This is a genomic window from Roseimicrobium sp. ORNL1 (assembly GCF_011044495.1).
Lineage (GTDB): Bacteria > Verrucomicrobiota > Verrucomicrobiia > Verrucomicrobiales > Verrucomicrobiaceae > Roseimicrobium.
Map to the genome: position 1 here is coordinate 3431723 of NZ_CP049143.1, position 16356 is coordinate 3448078.

The window sequence follows — 16356 nt, forward strand, 5'->3', positions numbered from 1 at the left end:
GCTTGGTGCCTAGAGCGTCTGGCAGAGTTCTTCCAGCTGCTCGGCACACTTGCCCCAGCCTTCATGAAAGCCCATCTTTTCGTGCGCTTCGCGATCCTCCGCCTTCCAGTGGCGGGCGATGGCCGTGTAGTTGGTCTTTCCATCGCCAGCGTCTTCCAGGAGGATGATTCCCGTGAAGAACGGCTTCTCAGAGGGGATCCATGCTGACGTATAGGCATCCGTGAAGACGATCTTCTCGTTTTCCACCACTTCAAGATAAACGCCCTTGTTGGGATATTCATTGCCTTCGGGGTCGCACATCACAATCAAGCTGCTGCCACCGGCGCGGACATCGGTCTCCACCTTGGCAATCGTCCAGGGCTTGGGAACGAACCACTGCTTCATCAGCTCAGGGGTGGTCCAGGCCTTGAATATTTTTTCCCTTGAGGTGTTGAGTACGCGCTTGAGAACGAGGTCGAGGTCCGTGATGGTTTCCTTGGCAGCGGTAGTGGTGGAGCTCATGAGTCAGTTGGGTTGGCTTGGCTGGGGTTTTGTATTCCTTTTGATTCCGGCGGCCTCGCCCGTGCGTGGCGCCGTTCATTGCCATGACGAAGCTGTCAGTTCTCGCGGGACATTTCGACGACACATTTCTGAAAAAAAGTCATTCTTCGGGAAGAACGAAGTCATGGCGATTCCGTCACTCTTCGACCCCGTGCACGCGATGAAAGGAAGGTGACAGTAGCCGGGTAGAAGTTCTCCGCAAATTCTCCGCGAATTCTGCTCAAATCTCACCCGCATCCTCCGCATTTTCCTACATGACCCGACGCGAATTTATCGCCGCCACGTCCGCCTTGCCGGCAGCCGCCGCGCTTGGCGCAGAACCCGAGGTGCCGGCACCGAAGGATAAGAAGCCAGCCAAGGCCAAGCCTGCATCCGCTCCCAAGCCGCCGCATCCGCAGATTCCTCCGCTGACTCCCATTCCCGGACCCGCATGCCTGGAGGCGGGGCCCATGCTGGGCCATGTGAGTGATGAGGAGGCGCAAATCTGGGTGAAGGTCTCAAAGCCTGCCACCCTGAAGGTGCGTGTGAGCGAAGATGCGACTTTCTCGGAGCCGCGTGAGGTCGTGTTTGGTCCCGTGGGTGACGCGACTGGTCGCACCGCAGCTGTGCGTATAGACAATCTGCACCCAGACAAGCGCTACTATTATGAGGTGCTCGTCGATGACCGCATCGTGAGCAGCACCCCTCCGCCTTCCTTTGTGGCTGCGTCACCTTCAGCGTGGCATGGCAGGGTCCGTGTGGCCTTTGGCTCCTGTGTCGGTCGTTTGCCGGAGCACTCCGCTGCTGCCTGGGGAGACATTGCTTCACGCGGAAATTTCGACCTCTTCCTGATGCTCGGAGACAATCACTATGGCGATACCACCGAACTGGAACGTCAACGCTTGTACTACACGGCACATCGGCGGATTGCCGGCTTTCGCGAGATCACCGCGCAGCGGCCCGTCTACGCGATCTGGGATGACCATGACTTCGGCCCGAACAACAGCGACTCCACCGCCGTGGGCAAGGAGCACTCGCGCCAGGCTTTCTACGAGTACTGGGCGAATCCCACACGAACCACGGAAAAGGAGGACCCGGCGATCTATCACACCTTCGAGAGGAGCGGCATTGGCTTCTTCATGCTGGATGTCCGCTGGCATCGCACGCCGAACAAGGAACCGGATGGCGAGACAAAGACCATGCTCGGCGCGACGCAGATCGCCTGGCTCAAGCGCGAACTCAAGGCGAGCAGGGCGCGCGTGAAGATCATCGCCAGCGGCAGCGAGTGGCAGACCTACAGCCAGCCGGATAGCTGGGCGAAATTTCTCACCGAGCGTGATGCACTTCTCTCATGGATGCAGCAGGAAGGCATCGAGGGAGTCATCTTCCTCTCGGGAGATCGGCACTTCTCGGCAGGGTACCACATCCATGACAAGTGGGTGGAGTTCACTGCAGGCCCCTTGGGAAGTGAAAATCAGAAGGACGCCACGGCGGTGGTATCTCCGGAGACCTTCACCATTCATCACGATGGCAAGCTGTGGATGGTGCTGGATATCGATTGCTCCACCGCCACACCATCTGTGAGCTATGAGGTCTGGCAGGCAGGCGAGGGGATGGTTGAATCCAAGCCCGTGGCCTGGGATGCCATCTGTGGGCGCGCGCTCATCGCGAAGAGTGATCGCGTGATGGAGGTGCGGGCTGAGCAGGAGAGAAGGAAAGCGGAGAGGAGCTAGAGCGTCCGGAGGTTAGACCTTCTGGTCTGACGTTGGTGGTTGGGTCTTCTGACCCGACCGCACAGGTTTGCGCGCATCAGAACGTCGGACTGGAAAGTCCAACGCCCGTTGTCAGGGCAGAAGCCCTAACCTCCTTTGCGTTCTGAAAAGACAGAACGCCCTCCCGCATTTCCGCAGGAGGGCGTCTGTTTGTTTGTTTCGGACGCAGACCCTTGTCTGCAAAGAGAGAGGCGCTGCTCAGGCCTCGCAGCCACTTCCGCAGCAACCTTCCGCGGCGGCCTTCTCAAGCTCTTCCGGGGACACGTCGCGCACATGCGTGGCGATGGACCACTGGTGGCCGAACGGATCTTCCACGATGCCGTAGAGGTCACCCCAGAACTGTTCGCCGAGGGGCATGATGACCTTGGCACCGGCCTTCACCGCCTTTTCGAAGAGCGCATTCGCATCCTCCACCTGGAGATGGATGGTCACGGAAGTGCCTCCGCGGGCCTTGGGGCCCAGCGCGCCGAAGTCAGGCCACTCATCGACCAGCATCACGTTGGAGTTTCCGATGCCGAGCATGGCATGCATCAGCTTGCCATCCTTGCCGGGGACGCGCCCGAATTCCGTGGCGCCGAATGCTTTCTTGTAGAACTCAATGGCGTCCGCAGCTCCGGCGCAGACGAGATGGGGCGTCACGGTGTTCATGCCATTCGGCACAGGATCCACGGACTTCTTGGAGGGGGCTTCCTTGACAGCAGTTTTCGAGCTCATGATCTGTTTAGGGGATGGAGTTGGTCTTGGGCTTGCGATTTCGGCGAGGGTTGTCTGCACCGTTCATGACCATGACGAACGGGGGCTCCGGCTCAGGACATCGCTCTCAAATCTTTTTTGAGGGCCATTCCAGTCTGACGAATCGCACCTCGCACGGGTGCTTCGCCCCAACGTTTTCTTGAGTTCTCGCTCTGCGCCTGGGTGCGGCTGTCAGTCGCACAAGAGTGCTTGAACAGCAGCGCCTTCCGGGAGATCCTGCTCCGGCTCCATGCGTAGGAAGGCATTTGCCCGGCTGAGGCTGAAGAGGGCATGCGACTGCTGCACACCAGTGGGGGTGAATTTCCCATCCTCGTGAAAACCGCGGATGTAGTGCGGGCGGTCGCCACGGTTCTTCATCGCGCGGGTCAGCGTGGCATTCACGCGTGGCAGCCCCAGAGAAGCAGCACCGGCACCGAGGACTTTCAGCAGCGCTGGCCTCACGAAGAGGTGGAAGGTCACGTGCGAAGACACCGGGTTCCCCGGAAGGCCAAAGAGATGGCATGGACGGGATAAAGTGGACGTCTTCGCGAAGAGCACTGGCTTGCCCGGCTTCACCTTTACACGCCAGAACTCCGCGGGAACACCGAGAGCCTTCAGCGCGGGCTTGATGTAGTCATGCTCGCCCACGGACACACCGCCGGAGAGGATGATGAAGTCATGCCGCTGAGTCAGCTGGCGCAAGGCAGCCACGGTTTCTTCAAGATTATCCCGCAGGTGATGAATCGTGATGGGCGAGGTGACGCCAGCACTACGCAGCATCGCTTCCAGCATGATGCCATTGGAATTGTACAGTTTTCCTGGTGGCAATGGCTCGCCGGGAGGGATGAGTTCATCACCTGTCGTGACCACCGCGATGCGTGGTACTTCGGAAATGTCGATGTGAGTGAGTCCCTGCGAAGCCAGCACGGCGAGGCGCGCGGCATTGAGTGGCTCGCCTTTATCCACGATGCGCTGGCCTACGCAAAGGTCGCAGCCGAGCACACGGACGTTTTCTCCGGGCTCCACCGGCTCCTTGCACACAATGGATTTTTTCTCTGTATCCGTGGAAACATCCTCCTGCATGATCACCGCATCCGCTCCGGGTGGCATGGGTGCTCCGGTGAAGATGCGGATGGCTGTGTGCGGCTCCAGCGTGATGCTGGAGATTTCCCCTGCGGCGGTGGCGCCAATAACCCGCAGCGGCTCTGCGGTGCGGGTGTCCTCCGCACGGACTGCATAGCCATCCATTGCTGAGTTGTCGAAGCCGGGCAGGGGAATGTTGGCGTGCACGGCCCGGGCAGCATAGCTCTGCAGGGCCTCGCGAAGAGGTACGCTCCTTGGAGGAAGAGGCGTGACGGAGGTGAGGATGTGTTCGAGGGCTTCTTGCTCGGTGAGCATGGGCGGAGATGGTGGACGCGTGGTCGTGTACGGCTTCTCTTATACACGAACGTCCACAAAGCGACCTCAAATGGCAGGGCATGGAAGGGAGGTGTCTTGACGGTGTCCGGTGACCAATGAAAGAGGCTGCAATCCGGGGCGTTACCCCATTGACGCCTGAACTGGAAACTGGGAGACTCCAGGCAACAACTACAACCCACGGGGAGGTCTTCGTATGAATGAACTGCAATCCCGACGCGCGTTCCTGTCCAATGTCGGCAAGGGAACCATCGCCGCCACCATCGGTCCCGCTCTCGCCGGCGAGTTGGGCCTTGCACCGTCAGCCGCTGCGGCAGACGGTCCCAAAGCGCTGAACTTCGGGGATATGGAGCCTCTGGTGTGCTTCATGCAGGAGACACCCATCGCGGGCCTGCAGGCTGGCCTCGCGGAAAAGGTCAAAGCCGGTGTGCCACTGAAGAAGCTCGTGGCCGCAGGTGTCTTGGCGAATGCGCGAACCTTTGGCGGGGAGGACTACGTAGGCTTCCACACGCTCATGGCGCTGAGCCCGGCGCTCTCCATGTCTGCAAACATGGCTTCCGAGAAGGAAAAGGCCCTTCCCATTTTCAAAGTGCTCTATCGCAATACGAACCGCATCCAGGAGCATGGCGGGCGTGGCAGTGAAGTGCTGCATGAGGTGGATGGCCTGGCATCCGGCCTGACAGCATCGCCGACGGAACTGCTGCAGGTGATGAAGACCAAGGATGAGGCCGCAACGGAGAGAATGATGGCCCGCATGATCTCGCGGGATCCTGAAGAGGCCTTCGATGCGCTGCTCTACTGTGTTCAGGAGAATCCTGAGGTGCACCGGACGGTGCTGCCGTATCGTGCATGGGATCTGCTGGATGTGGTGGGCGATGAGAACGCGAGCACCATGCTACGCCAGTCGCTGCACTACTGCCTGAAGTCGGAAAAGTATCGCAAGCCGGAGTGGGAGGAACACAGTCGCATGCTCACGAAGCTTTTGGACGAGTACAAGCTGCTGGAGAAGGGCTCGGGCACGCGGTCCGCAGAGGACGCGTATGTGGAGGAACTGAGCAAGACCATCTTCGAAGGCACCGCCGAGCAGGCTGCAGGTGCCGTGGCCCACGCGCTGGCAGAGGGCTTTGATCCCATGGCCATCGGCGAGGCGATCTCGCTCGCGGCGAATCAACTCGTGCTGCGCGATGTCGGCAGGCCACCAGCATGGGAGTCTCCAGGCAAGCCCGTGGGAAGCGTGCATGGCGACTCTGTCGGCGTACATGCGTCCGATTCCGTTCACGCTTGGCGTAACCTCGCCGACATTGCCAAGGGCCGGAATGCCCATGCCTGCCTCATCCTGGGAGCATGGCAGGTCGCGCGAGATCGTGGCTACTCCGGCGAGGGCCGCGATTTCCTGAAGTGGGAGCCCATTCCCTCCAAACACCAGATTGGCAGCGTGAAAGGCAAGGATCAGGACGCGCTCCTTGCGGAACTGGACGAGGCCATCAAGGGCAACCTGCAGGCGCAATCCTCCGCGATCGTGCACCAGTGCGGCCAGCTCGGCATTCCGGAGAAATCTGTCTTCCAGCGCCTGCTGCGCTATGCCGTCAGCGAAGATGGAGCCCTGCACGCGGAGAAGTACTACCAGACCACCTGGGACGAATTCCACCGCACCCGCCCAAGCTTCCGCTGGCGTCACCTCGTGGGCCTCGCCCGCGTCACCGCCAGTGAGTATGGCCGGCCTGCGGCGGGGCAGGCGGAGGCGAGGGAGTTGTTGGGGGTATAGGCAAGGTGTAGTTCAGGTCTGGTGAGAGTGTGCACGTTAATGGCTCGCTATTTGGGTCATTGCGCTGCACAGTTTCACAGTTGCATTTCGATGAAGAATCCCAAAGTCGGAAAGTTGTACTCCTTCGTGCGTAAGCGCGGTGATACGTTCGAGCACACAGAGTACAGACGGCATGAGGATGGTAGTTCTGGTTTTCTTGCAGACGGGCACTACGCTATCTTCGAAGGCCATCCCGACGGTTGGGAACAGGCGTTGTGCGAACTCGAAAGGCGGGGATTTGTCGAGTTGAGTGAGGCACGAGCCGCAGGGATTGTACCAGACGAGTGGGTGCCCACGAAGGAGAACTCTACGCTTCAAGGCTGCATGAATGATGTCAGGGCAATACTTGACTCAGCGACCTGATCGTGTTTTTCAATGGCACCATGGAAGCCCGAAGGCCCTTCGACTTCCCGTTCTCTGAATGGTTGCCCGCTCACTCTGACGGTCCTCCTCCGAAGTGCCCTCAAAGCGGAAAACAAAGTGGCGGCATCTCAATGCCGCCACTGCGTAAATGGAATGATGATAGCTTAACCTTTGGCAGTACTAGCCCCCACCAGCCCCCACCATGCTCGCGTCTGGCGCGCACATGCGGGCGGGATCCAGGGCTTCATTGAGCTCGGCTTCCGTGATGCCGAGTTCATCAAGGCGTGCCATGCAGAGCTGGCGGACGGGCGTGCCGGTCTTCGCGCTTTCCTTCGCGATGATGGCGGCCTTGTCGTAGCCGATCTTCGAGTTCAGGCCGGTCACCATGGCGAGACTGTACTCGATGAAGTTCTTGCAACGGTCTTCCTTGGCTTCGATGCCCTCCACGCAGCGCGTGGTGAAGATACCGACAGCGTTCGTCAGAAGCTCGATGCTTTCCAGGATGGCCGCGCCCATGGCTGGCATCATCACATTGAGGTCGAAGTTTCCGTTCGCGCCGCACCAGTTCACCGTGGTGTCGTTGCCCATGACGCGGGCGCAGACCTGCATGAGGCTTTCACACATCACCGGATTCACCTTGCCGGGCATGATGCTGCTGCCGGGTTGGGTGGCGGGGATGGAGATCTCACCAATCGCGCACTGCGGTCCGGAGGCGAGCCAGCGGACGTCATTGGCAATCTTGAAGAGGCTGGTGGCAATCGTCTTGAGCTGGCCGCTGGCTTCCACCAGTCCGTCCTTGGCTGATTGTGCTTCGAAGTGATCGGCCGCTTCGCGGAAGGGGATGCCGGTCTTCTCCGCGAGCAGCGCGATGGCCTTGGCGGGGAACTCAGGATGGCAGTTCAGACCCGTGCCCACCGCCGTGCCGCCGAGGGGCAGCTCAAGGATGGCCTTGATGGCCTTGTGCGTGCGATCCACACCGAGCTCGACTTGGCGGGTGAAGCCCTTGAACTCCTGGCCCAGGCGCACCGGGGTGGCGTCCATGAGGTGGGTGCGGCCGATTTTCAGCACATCCCAGAAAGCCTTCGCCTTCACATCGAGAGCAGCCTGCAGCTTCTGAAGCGCGGGCAGGAGCTTGTTGTTCAGCTCCTGAGCCACTGCCACGTGCATGGCCGTGGGGAAGGTGTCGTTGGACGACTGCCCCATGTTCACGTGGTCATTCGGGTGCACGGGGTCCTTGGCACCGATGGCCTTTCCAGCGATCTGGCAGGCGCGATTCGAGATGACCTCGTTCGCGTTCATGTTCGTGCTCGTGCCCGAACCGGTCTGGTAGATATCAATGACGAAATGGGCGTCCAGCTTGCCGTCAGCCACTTCCAGGGCGGCCTGCTCGATCAGCTTCGTGCGCTCATCCGAGAGGAGACCCAGATCATGGTGCACCTTCGCCGCGGCCCACTTGATGAGGCCGTAGGCATGGATGATGGGGTAGGGGACAGGGCGGCCGCTGACGGGGAAATTGAGAACGGCGCGTTGTGTGGATGCGCCATACAGGGCGTCGGCAGGCACGGGCATCTCACCCATGCTGTCTTTTTCGAGACGGGTACTCATGGATGATTAATTACATTGCTCCCTTCTGCAGGTACGTGAAGGCGATGATTCCTGCGACGAGGAAGAATGCGGCGATGAGGGCTCCAGCGATCATGGTATTGGTGAGAGAGAGTTTTGGATAGCGAGGAGGAAAGGGAGGTCAAGGGGTTCCAAGTTAAGGGTGATGAGTTAGGAGTTATGGGTAAGGGTGCTAGAGCAGAGCAACCGGGCTGAATCCCTTTCATTTTACCCGTTTGCTACCCGTCCGCCCAACTCATAACCTCTAACCCTTAACTTATCTTAAACATCTTCGAAAATTCCCCTTGCAAAGATGGAGGAATTCAGCAAACTACGCGGCTCTATGGCAAAGACCTGCTGGCTCGAGCGCAACAAGCGCAAACAAAAGACTGTTGATAAATATGCCAAGCTTCGTGAGGAGCTCAAGGCAAAGAAGGACTATGTGGGCCTTTCCATGCTGCCCCGCGACGCCAGCCCGACCCGTCTGGTGAACCGTTGCCGTGTCTCCGGCCGTCGCCGCGCGTTCATCCGCCGCTTCGAGATGTCCCGTCTTACCTTCCGTGAAATGGCCTCTGCCGGCCTCATTCCCGGAGTGACGAAATCGAGCTGGTAATGCCCCCGGTCCCGGTGGGTGTGACCACAATTTGACTTTGCGAAGGTGCTGCGTTTGCAGCACCTTCTCTTTTTCGGACGCAATGCCCACCTACCATTACATCGCCGAAAAACCCGAGGAGGGCTGCCCTCGCTGCCGCAAGGGATTCGACCTCCGTCGTCCCCTCGATCGGCCTCCGCTGACCCACTGCCCGCTTTGCAAAAAGCCCGTGGTGAAAGTGCTGCAGCCGTTCAATACCCCCAAAATCACCAAACCCCTGTCTATTTCGGACGCCAAGAGCGCCGGCTTCACCGTTCTGGAGAAGCGCTGCGATGGCTCCTACGAAAAACGCTGAGGCGCGGAATCTGCTGTTTCCAGCCTCCTCATCATGACCGACCTCTCAGATCCTACCCTAGTCACGCTGCTCGCCTCCTCCACTACGTTGGTGCGCGAGTGGGAATTCACTACTTGGGATGTGTTGTGGAGGATCGGGATGGTGATGTTCTTCGTCCTGCTGAATGGCTTTTTCGTGGCGGCCGAGTTCGCCATTGTGAAGGTGCGTGAGAGCCAGCTCCAGGCGGAGGCGGAAGAAGGCAATCACCAAGCCGAGTTCGCCCAGTCCGTGGTGAAGCACATGGACGCCTACCTTTCCGCCACGCAGCTCGGCATTACGCTGGCGAGTATCGCCCTCGGTATGGCTGGTGAACCGCTGCTCGCGCAGATGATCCAGCCGTGGCTTTTCAAATTCGGTATACAGAGTGATAACCTGGTGCACGGCATCGCATTCGGTATCGCCTTCACCATCATCACCTACCTGCACGTGGTGCTGGGAGAGCTGACCCCGAAGTCACTCGCCATCCGCAAGGCCCTGCCCACCACCCTGTGGGTCTGCCGCCCTTTGCACATCTTCATGGTGGCGCTGAAGCCTGCCATCTTCATCCTCAACGGCACCGCGAACTGGCTCCTCAAGAAGCTCTTCCGCGTCGACCCCGTGGGTGAGAGCGAGCGCGTGCACTCGGAGGAGGAACTGAAGCACATCGTCTCCGCCAGCGAGGAGTCCGATGAGGTGACCGAAACGGAAAAGCGCATCGTGCTGAATGCCCTGGCGCTCAATGACCGCTACGTGCGCGACGTCATGACCCCTCGCAAGGACGTGATTTCCCTCGACGTCGATGAGACATTTGAGACCAATCTCAAGCTGGCCATCGACTCCAAACACACACGTTTCCCGCTGGTGGAGGGCCACCTCGACCACAGCATCGGCCTGGTGCACATCAAGGACATGCTCCGCCTCATGCAGGAGCCGGGTGCGGGCAAGGATCTCCGCCGCATCAAGCGCGAGCTGCTGCTCGTGCCGGAAATGATGCCCGTGGATAAGCTGCTGAAGCAGTTCCTCGACAAGCACGCCCACCTCGCCCTTGCGCTCGATGAATACGGTGGTGCCGTGGGTATTGTGACGCTCGACAACGTCGTGGAGGAGATCGTGGGCGACATTCAGGACGAGTTCGATACGGCGGAGAAGCCCGAGTTCCACCGCATCAACGGTGACGAATTTGAAGTGGAAGGCACACTCAACCTCTACGAACTGAATGAATTGACGGATCTCGAGCTGGAGAGTGACGAGGTCACGACCATCAGCGGTTACGTCACGCACACGCTGGGGCATTTCCCGAAGCAGGGGGAAACCCTCCGCATCGAGGGTTACGAAGTCACGGCCACCAAAGTGGAGGCGCGCCGCGTGGCGCAGCTCCACTTCAAGCGCGTGCCCACGGCAGATGACGAAGTGGGCGCGGAATCATCCGGTCAAGGTGCCCAAGTAGAGACGACGGCCAAGTCCGAGTGACCAACGGTGGCTACAATCCCGTAGCCGCTTGTCTCCCTTCGGCAACCGCCAGGTTCTGACGAATCTCACCAAGGGCGTCCAAGGCCCTTTGCGATTGCGGTGTGGAAGAGTCAGCGTTGAGGGAGGACTGGCGGGGCTCCGCAATGCCTCGCTCACGCACAAAGCAGGCCTCTACCAGCGGCCACATGTGGTGCAGCTTCTGCAGGATCATTTCTTCTCCGTGCAGGTACTCCTCTGTCTTGGAGAAATAGTGCTTGGCCTCCCGCTGCTGGTCAGGATTTAATCCGTAGGGCTCGCGACTCAGCAGCCTCTCCAGTTGGAGAAGCTCCATGGACGACTTCGTGGCAGTATGGGGATGCATGGCGGTCGTGGGGTTGTTTCACCAGTGAATCGCACGACGCCATGGTGATGAGCGGGGTCGGCTCCCCGTCTGTGTGGGAGTTGGAAGGAGACGTCAGCCGTCGATCACCTCGCCGCACACACTGGACTTGCTCAGAATGAGACCGCCATCCGCGCGCTGGCGGAAGAGGAGGAAATGAGGCGTCTGCCGGTGGGCTTCCAGGGCAGCTAGGTCGTCATAGGCCTCCGTAAGGGTGAAGACATTCGGGCGGTCCACACTGCGGCTGATTTCGAAACGGCGGCAGCCAGGCTCCTTCGTGCGCGCATCCGCGGCCTCTTCCTTGATGTAGCCCAAAAATTCATCCACGCGGTCAGGCGCGATTTCCAGAGTGACGAGCAGCGAAATCATGCGCTCTGCCATGGCTGCGGATGCCTGCGGAGTCAAGATGCACCCGCGTCTGCGGATTATCTGCGTTGCGCGCGCCTGAAAAAAGCTGCCCGCCGGTGCTCCCACACCGGCGGGCTTTCACATCAACACACTGTGGTCTTACCACTCAATGCAGACATCGCAGCTCCCGGGAGGTGCGGTTGGATCGCGTGGAAGATTTTTGAGATTTTTTTCGGGCAGCCGCGGCCGAGTTTTTCTTTAGGCGCGGACGTCTTCGTGAAGACGATGCCGGAAGGCCCGGATGGCCTCGACTGCCTCGGTGGCGATTTCGTAGGCGGCCTCCACTTCACTCTCGGCATCGTTGAAGTCGCCCTCTGCGGCGAGTTGCGCCACACGGGCGCGGAGGGCTGCGCTACCGCAGAAGGAATCTTCCACGCGCAGCCACAGTTTTCCCAGATGGTTCGTCAGATCCTGAGCCGTCTCCAGCAGACGGACGGCCTCCTGGAAGCATCGCCCTGCTTCCTGCTGCTGGGGTATTTCCAGCCCGTGATATTCATACATCAACAGTTGCTCCAGATGCACCAGTTCTGAGGAGCACTCTATCTCCGGCGGCATGTTCATGGCCACTGCGGGTTTGTGGGGGGGGTGAAATGTCGACCAATGCCTTTATGCAAAAACCAAACCGTCCTCTTCTTCCAGACTGTCCTCCGTGGGAAGTTCTTCCACGGTACTGACCTCTTCGAGGTCAAACGCCAGGATGGGCTGGCCTTTCGCAGTGCAGAGCCAGTAGACTCCTGCACCTTTCGAGACCAGAGTTCCCTCCACATCCATGGCCATGCTGTCCTGATAACTGATTCGATACCGTTTCATAGTGACCGGTTCGTAAAGTGGACTGCCTTGCAGGGCGCCTCAGCAAGGTGAAGCGCGATGAAAGGACGGCTATCATGACCGATCATCACGCATTTTTCAATCTTAGATACGCAGGCAATTTCTTCACACTTATGGTTCCTATATCCTAATGAAAACCTAAGTATCTGCCGCAACCGACATCGTGCGTTGAATTGCCTTCTGCATGAGATTCTTTCACGGAAAAGCCCGCTGGCGCTCCCGACGCCAGCGGGCCCACACACATGAACTTTGACAATCAACGCAGGAGGTTCGTGGCATGCTGGAAGTCTGGCTGGATGACGATGTGAAAAATTTCTACCAATGGAAATTCGTCATCTCCGGGAATGATTTTTCTCCTTCTTGTTTCCGGTGCGCAGTTCCCACACAGGCCAATGTTCTCGTGGCTCTTCCTCGATAAAGTCATCAGGGCGCTCAAGTGCGGAGCTTCGCGAAACACCCAGGCGCTGCGCAAGATTCATGGCATCGAAGGGCGCGTGCACCTTCACGTCATTGTCGAAATAGACGAAGATGTCTCTTCCCTCGGGCAGGGAGGGAGGCCGCGGCGCTGCCAGCTTGGTTCTGGTGGGCGTTTTTCCCTGCGACCACCCGCGAATCTTGCGTGCCCATTCCTTGAGAGCAGATTCGGTGTAGCCGCTCACGTACAGTTTCTCATCGCCGTGCAGTCGCAGGTACATGAAGTCGCTCGTGGGATCCTCCATGAAAGGCCATTTGCCGGCGGTGTCCGCGACCACGAGGGCGACGTTGTATTTTCGAAGGAGTCTGACGAAGTCCTCACACTCAAAGGACGGATGCCGCACCTCCATGGCATGTCGCAGGCGTCGCTTGGTCTTCACCTTGAGTGATGCGCGTTCCTTGAGCTTGTCATTGTGTTGCCGGGCGAGTTTGGAGGCGGCGGCGGTGTCCTTCGGCAGGAGCTTGAGAAACGCCTCCACGATGTCGCGATCGTATTTGAGGCTGGGCGGAAGCTGCCAGAGAAAGGGCCCCAACTTCTCTTCCAGGCTCAGCACACCAGAGGCAAAGAAGTTCGCCAGCGGTGTCTTCACCTCCTTGAGTCTGCGGATGTGCGTGACGTATCGTGCCCCTTTCACCGCGAAGCAGAACCCTTTCGGAGTTGCCTTGTACCAAGTGCGGTAGCTGGACGGACGTTGCAGGGAGTAGAAGGAGCCATTGATCTCAATGGAATTTACCTGTGTGGACGCGAATTCCAGTTCACGATGCTGCGCCCATCCCTTCGGGTAGAACACACCCCGCCATGGAGCGTACCTCCAGCCGGAGATGCCGATGCGCATGTCGCTCATCACAAGGTATCGCCCTGCCTTTACGGGCTGGCTGGATGACCGCATTTCCAGGACATCGTGCGCAGTGCGAAGTTTTTTTCGGATTCTGTCACAGGCCGAATCGCTGGATCGTCAGCACTGGTGATGAACACTCCAAAAGACAATTCGAAGGGAAACGGCGGACAGGCTCTGAAGATCGTGGTGATCGGCGGGACAGGATTGATTGGGAAGGAAGTGGTGCGGATCCTTCAAGGCAAAGGACACGAGGTGATTGTTGCCTCACCCTCCACGGGCGTGAATATCCTCACCGGTGAAGGCCTCGCCCAGGCGCTCACGGGAGCCCAGGTGGTGGTGGACGTGACGAACTCTCCGTCGTTCGAGGAGAAAGCGGTACTGGAGTTCTTCCAGACTGCAGGACGCAACATCCACGCTGCGGAAGCGGCGGCAGGGGTGAAGCATCACGTGGCTCTGTCCGTGGTCGGTACGGATCGACTTCAGGACAGTGGCTATTTCCGTGCGAAGCTCGCGCAGGAGAAGCTGATCAAGGACTCCGGCATTCCGTTTACCATTGTGCGTGCCACGCAATTCTTTGAGTTCGTGGCCTCCATTGCGCAGTCGTTTATCAATGGAGACACCATTCGCGCGACGCCTGAACCTTTCCAGCCCATGGCAGCTGCAGAAGTGAGCGCCGCCGTGGCAGATGCCGCTCTCGCCGAGCCGACCAATGGCATCTCCGACGTGGCAGGTCCCGAACGCGTAAGCATGGCTTCCATCGTGCGCACGTACCTCGCCGCACAGGGAGACAAGCGTGAAGTCGTCGACGACGTCAACGCAGCGTACTTCGGCGTGAAGATTGATGACAAATCACTCGTGCCACTCGGTGAGGCAAAACTTGGCCGCGTGCGGTACGAGGACTGGCTCGCCAAATCCCAGCCAGTCGGCGCGAAGTGAGATGTTCACCAACTCTTGTTCAGAACTCATGATTCCATTTCTTCCTATGAAACCGACCCTCATCATCGCTGCCATTATCGCAGCCCTTAACCTCATGACTTCTCCTGCTGCCACTGCTGCGGATAAAGAGAAAGAGCCTGTGGAGATTAAGGAGATCTTCAAGCGCGCCCATCCTGAACTTTCCGACAAGGAGGTGCTGGTGAAGCGCATCGAACTCCAGCCCGGAGCCTCTGCTCCTCCGCACGTGCATCCCGGCATGGTGATCGGATACGTGGAGCGTGGCTCAATAGAGTTTCAGTTGAAGGACGGACCGCTTCTCAAGCTGAAGACAGGCGACACCTTCTTCGAGCCACCAGGTGCCCACCACATGGTGGCGAAGAATCTCGACCCCGCGAACGTCGCGGTGATCATTGCCTTCGTGGAGAACCCCAAGGGCGCACCACTATCCACGCCGCTGGAAGGTCATGGAAAACACTGAACCCAAGCTGCACCGGAATTCACCTTCGCCTTCCGTGTACATCTTGGTCGAATGGTCGCTGCGAGTAAGTCTTGCAGCGGCCTTTCTTTCCGCGGTGGCGGATCGCTTTGGGTTCACCGGGGCTCCGGGTGCACCCAATGTGGCTTGGGGAACCTGGCAGCCTTTTGTCGATTACACGGGGACGTTGCTCTTCTTCCTGCCCAAGGCTCTCCTTCTACCCGCAGCGGTGGCAGCCACGGCTGCTGAAGTTCTACTCGCCTTGTGGTTGCTGACGGGCTGGCAAACCAAGCTCGCCGCATATGGCAGCGCCCTGCTCCTGCTGACCTTTGCATTGACCATGACACTGGCGCTTGGGGTTAAGGCCCCGCTGAACTATTCTGTCTTCACTGCGGCTGCTGCTGCCTTCGCCTTGGGAGCGATGAAATCATGAGCCGTCGCTGGACAATGACAGGTCTGGATGTCCTTTTGGATCCCCATGATTGAAGTCTTCACGGAGCATCGCAAGACCCTCTTCGGTATAGCCTACCGTATGCTCGGTCGCGTGTCTGAAGCAGAAGACATGCTGCAGGAGGTGTGGCTTCGCTGGCAGAAGCAGGATGCCTGTACCATCGACTCGCCCAAGGCCTGGCTGGTCTCCACCATGACCCGGCTGTGCATTGATCAACTGCGCTCTGCCCGGCGGGAGCGCGAAGAGTATTACGGTGTCTGGCTGCCGGAGCCTCTGATGGCCACGTGCGCCATGGAGCCTGACAAGGCGGCGGCTGTGTCGGATTCACTCACCATGGCCTTCATGATGATGCTGGAGTCGCTCGACCCCGTGGAGCGCGCGACCTTCCTTCTGCGTGAAGTCTTTGACTACGACTATGCGGATACCGCCGCCATCGTGGGAAAGAGCGAGGTGAACTGCCGGCAGATCGTCCGCCGTGCAAAGGCCCAGCTTCAAGCACGTCCTCAATCGAACCTCACGCCCAACGCGCAGGCCCAGCGCCTCGTGGAGCAGTTCTTTCAAGCGGCGGAGACCGGGCGCGTGGAGGAGTTGCTCGCAATCCTGACGGAGGACGCCACGGTGTACAGCGATGGCGGCGGCCGCGTGCGCGCGGCAGGCCGGCCCATTTGCAGTGCGGATCACGTGAGCCGCTTCTTCATCGGCATCTGGCCACGACTGCCAGAGAAGACGGAGTGGCGTGTCACCACAGTAAATGGCAGGCTGGGAGCGCTCCTACGCTCAGAAGGGGAGGTCTACGGCGCCTTCGCTTTTGATGTCGATGAGCAGCAGGTGGAGAACATCTATCTTGTGTTGAACCCCGAGAAGCTCAAGCACCTGGCGTGGGACATGTAGGTCGAGACGCCGCAGCGAGGTTGCGTTTGGTT

The 16356-nt window shown here is 59.3% G+C and carries 18 protein-coding genes; 9 read left to right on the plus strand and 9 right to left on the minus strand.

Translation table 11 applies throughout. The features are described from left to right. Positions 1–9: 9 nt before the first annotated feature. Positions 10–501, minus strand: a complete 492-nt coding sequence (locus tag G5S37_RS13695; protein WP_165204818.1) for an SRPBCC family protein — start codon at positions 499–501, stop codon at positions 10–12. Between the two features lie 293 nt (positions 502–794). On the opposite strand from G5S37_RS13695, the gene G5S37_RS13700 reads away from it, so the two are divergent. Next, the gene (locus tag G5S37_RS13700) at positions 795–2252 is read left to right on the plus strand and encodes an alkaline phosphatase D family protein (RefSeq protein ID WP_165204820.1); all 1458 of its coding nucleotides are present in this window, start codon (positions 795–797) and stop codon (positions 2250–2252) included. Positions 2253–2489: 237 nt separating this feature from the next. Here the strand turns inward: G5S37_RS13700 and G5S37_RS13705 are convergent, their stop codons facing one another. Then, complete coding sequence (locus G5S37_RS13705) at positions 2490–3005, minus strand: VOC family protein (protein ID WP_206026441.1); 516 nt, start codon at positions 3003–3005, stop codon at positions 2490–2492. Between the two features lie 210 nt (positions 3006–3215). Then, positions 3216–4421 (minus strand): gephyrin-like molybdotransferase Glp, encoded by a 1206-nt coding sequence (gene glp / locus G5S37_RS13710; protein ID WP_165204822.1) that lies wholly within the window; start codon positions 4419–4421, stop codon positions 3216–3218. Positions 4422–4635: 214 nt separating this feature from the next. Between glp and G5S37_RS13715 the strand changes: the two genes are divergently transcribed. Next, positions 4636–6204: a hypothetical protein gene (locus G5S37_RS13715; RefSeq protein WP_165204824.1), complete on the plus strand. Its 1569-nt coding sequence runs from the start codon at positions 4636–4638 to the stop codon at positions 6202–6204. 582 nt (positions 6205–6786) lie between these two features. Here the strand turns inward: G5S37_RS13715 and G5S37_RS13720 are convergent. Then, positions 6787–8211 (minus strand): class II fumarate hydratase, encoded by a 1425-nt coding sequence (locus G5S37_RS13720; RefSeq protein WP_165204826.1) that lies wholly within the window; start codon positions 8209–8211, stop codon positions 6787–6789. 340 nt (positions 8212–8551) lie between these two features. On the opposite strand from G5S37_RS13720, the gene rpsN reads away from it, so the two are divergent. From rpsN to G5S37_RS13735, 3 genes are all read left to right on the plus strand, one after another. Then, a complete protein-coding gene (rpsN, locus tag G5S37_RS13725) occupies positions 8552–8821 on the plus strand; it encodes a 30S ribosomal protein S14 (RefSeq protein ID WP_113957633.1) in 270 nt (89 codons plus the stop codon). 82 nt (positions 8822–8903) lie between these two features. Further along, positions 8904–9155: a zinc ribbon domain-containing protein gene (locus G5S37_RS13730; protein WP_165204828.1), complete on the plus strand. Its 252-nt coding sequence runs from the start codon at positions 8904–8906 to the stop codon at positions 9153–9155. Between the two features lie 33 nt (positions 9156–9188). Beyond that, positions 9189–10643, plus strand: coding sequence for a hemolysin family protein (locus G5S37_RS13735; RefSeq protein WP_165204830.1), 1455 nt, complete (start codon positions 9189–9191; stop codon positions 10641–10643). A gap of 10 nt (positions 10644–10653) precedes the next feature. On the opposite strand, the gene G5S37_RS13740 is transcribed toward G5S37_RS13735, so the two are convergent. The 5 genes from G5S37_RS13740 to G5S37_RS13760 form a co-directional block, all read right to left on the minus strand. Beyond that, positions 10654–11004 (minus strand): hypothetical protein, encoded by a 351-nt coding sequence (locus tag G5S37_RS13740; protein WP_165204832.1) that lies wholly within the window; start codon positions 11002–11004, stop codon positions 10654–10656. 93 nt (positions 11005–11097) lie between these two features. Next, positions 11098–11391, minus strand: a complete 294-nt coding sequence (locus G5S37_RS13745) for a putative quinol monooxygenase (RefSeq protein ID WP_113957637.1) — start codon at positions 11389–11391, stop codon at positions 11098–11100. A 237-nt stretch (positions 11392–11628) separates the two neighbouring features. Beyond that, positions 11629–11991: a hypothetical protein gene (locus G5S37_RS13750; RefSeq protein ID WP_206026442.1), complete on the minus strand. Its 363-nt coding sequence runs from the start codon at positions 11989–11991 to the stop codon at positions 11629–11631. A 45-nt stretch (positions 11992–12036) separates the two neighbouring features. Next, complete coding sequence (locus tag G5S37_RS13755; RefSeq protein ID WP_165204836.1) at positions 12037–12240, minus strand: hypothetical protein; 204 nt, start codon at positions 12238–12240, stop codon at positions 12037–12039. Between the two features lie 350 nt (positions 12241–12590). Beyond that, positions 12591–13577 carry a DUF72 domain-containing protein gene (locus G5S37_RS13760; RefSeq protein ID WP_165211595.1) on the minus strand — a complete coding sequence of 329 codons (987 nt, stop codon included), beginning with the start codon at positions 13575–13577 and terminating at the stop codon, positions 12591–12593. 168 nt (positions 13578–13745) lie between these two features. Between G5S37_RS13760 and G5S37_RS13765 the strand changes: the two genes are divergently transcribed. Genes G5S37_RS13765 through G5S37_RS13780 form a run of 4 tightly spaced genes read left to right on the plus strand, consistent with a single transcriptional unit; the run spans position 13746 to position 16324 of the window. After that, positions 13746–14507 (plus strand): SDR family oxidoreductase, encoded by a 762-nt coding sequence (locus G5S37_RS13765; RefSeq protein WP_165211598.1) that lies wholly within the window; start codon positions 13746–13748, stop codon positions 14505–14507. Between the two features lie 46 nt (positions 14508–14553). Further along, on the plus strand, positions 14554–14985 hold the full coding sequence (locus G5S37_RS13770; RefSeq protein WP_165204838.1) for a cupin domain-containing protein: 432 nt from the start codon (positions 14554–14556) through the stop codon (positions 14983–14985). Further along, on the plus strand, positions 14972–15415 hold the full coding sequence (locus tag G5S37_RS13775; protein ID WP_206026443.1) for a DoxX family protein: 444 nt from the start codon (positions 14972–14974) through the stop codon (positions 15413–15415). The genes G5S37_RS13770 and G5S37_RS13775 overlap by 14 nt, the downstream gene beginning before the upstream one ends. A gap of 45 nt (positions 15416–15460) precedes the next feature. Further along, positions 15461–16324, plus strand: coding sequence for an RNA polymerase sigma-70 factor (locus G5S37_RS13780; RefSeq protein WP_206026444.1), 864 nt, complete (start codon positions 15461–15463; stop codon positions 16322–16324). Positions 16325–16356 lie beyond the last annotated feature (32 nt).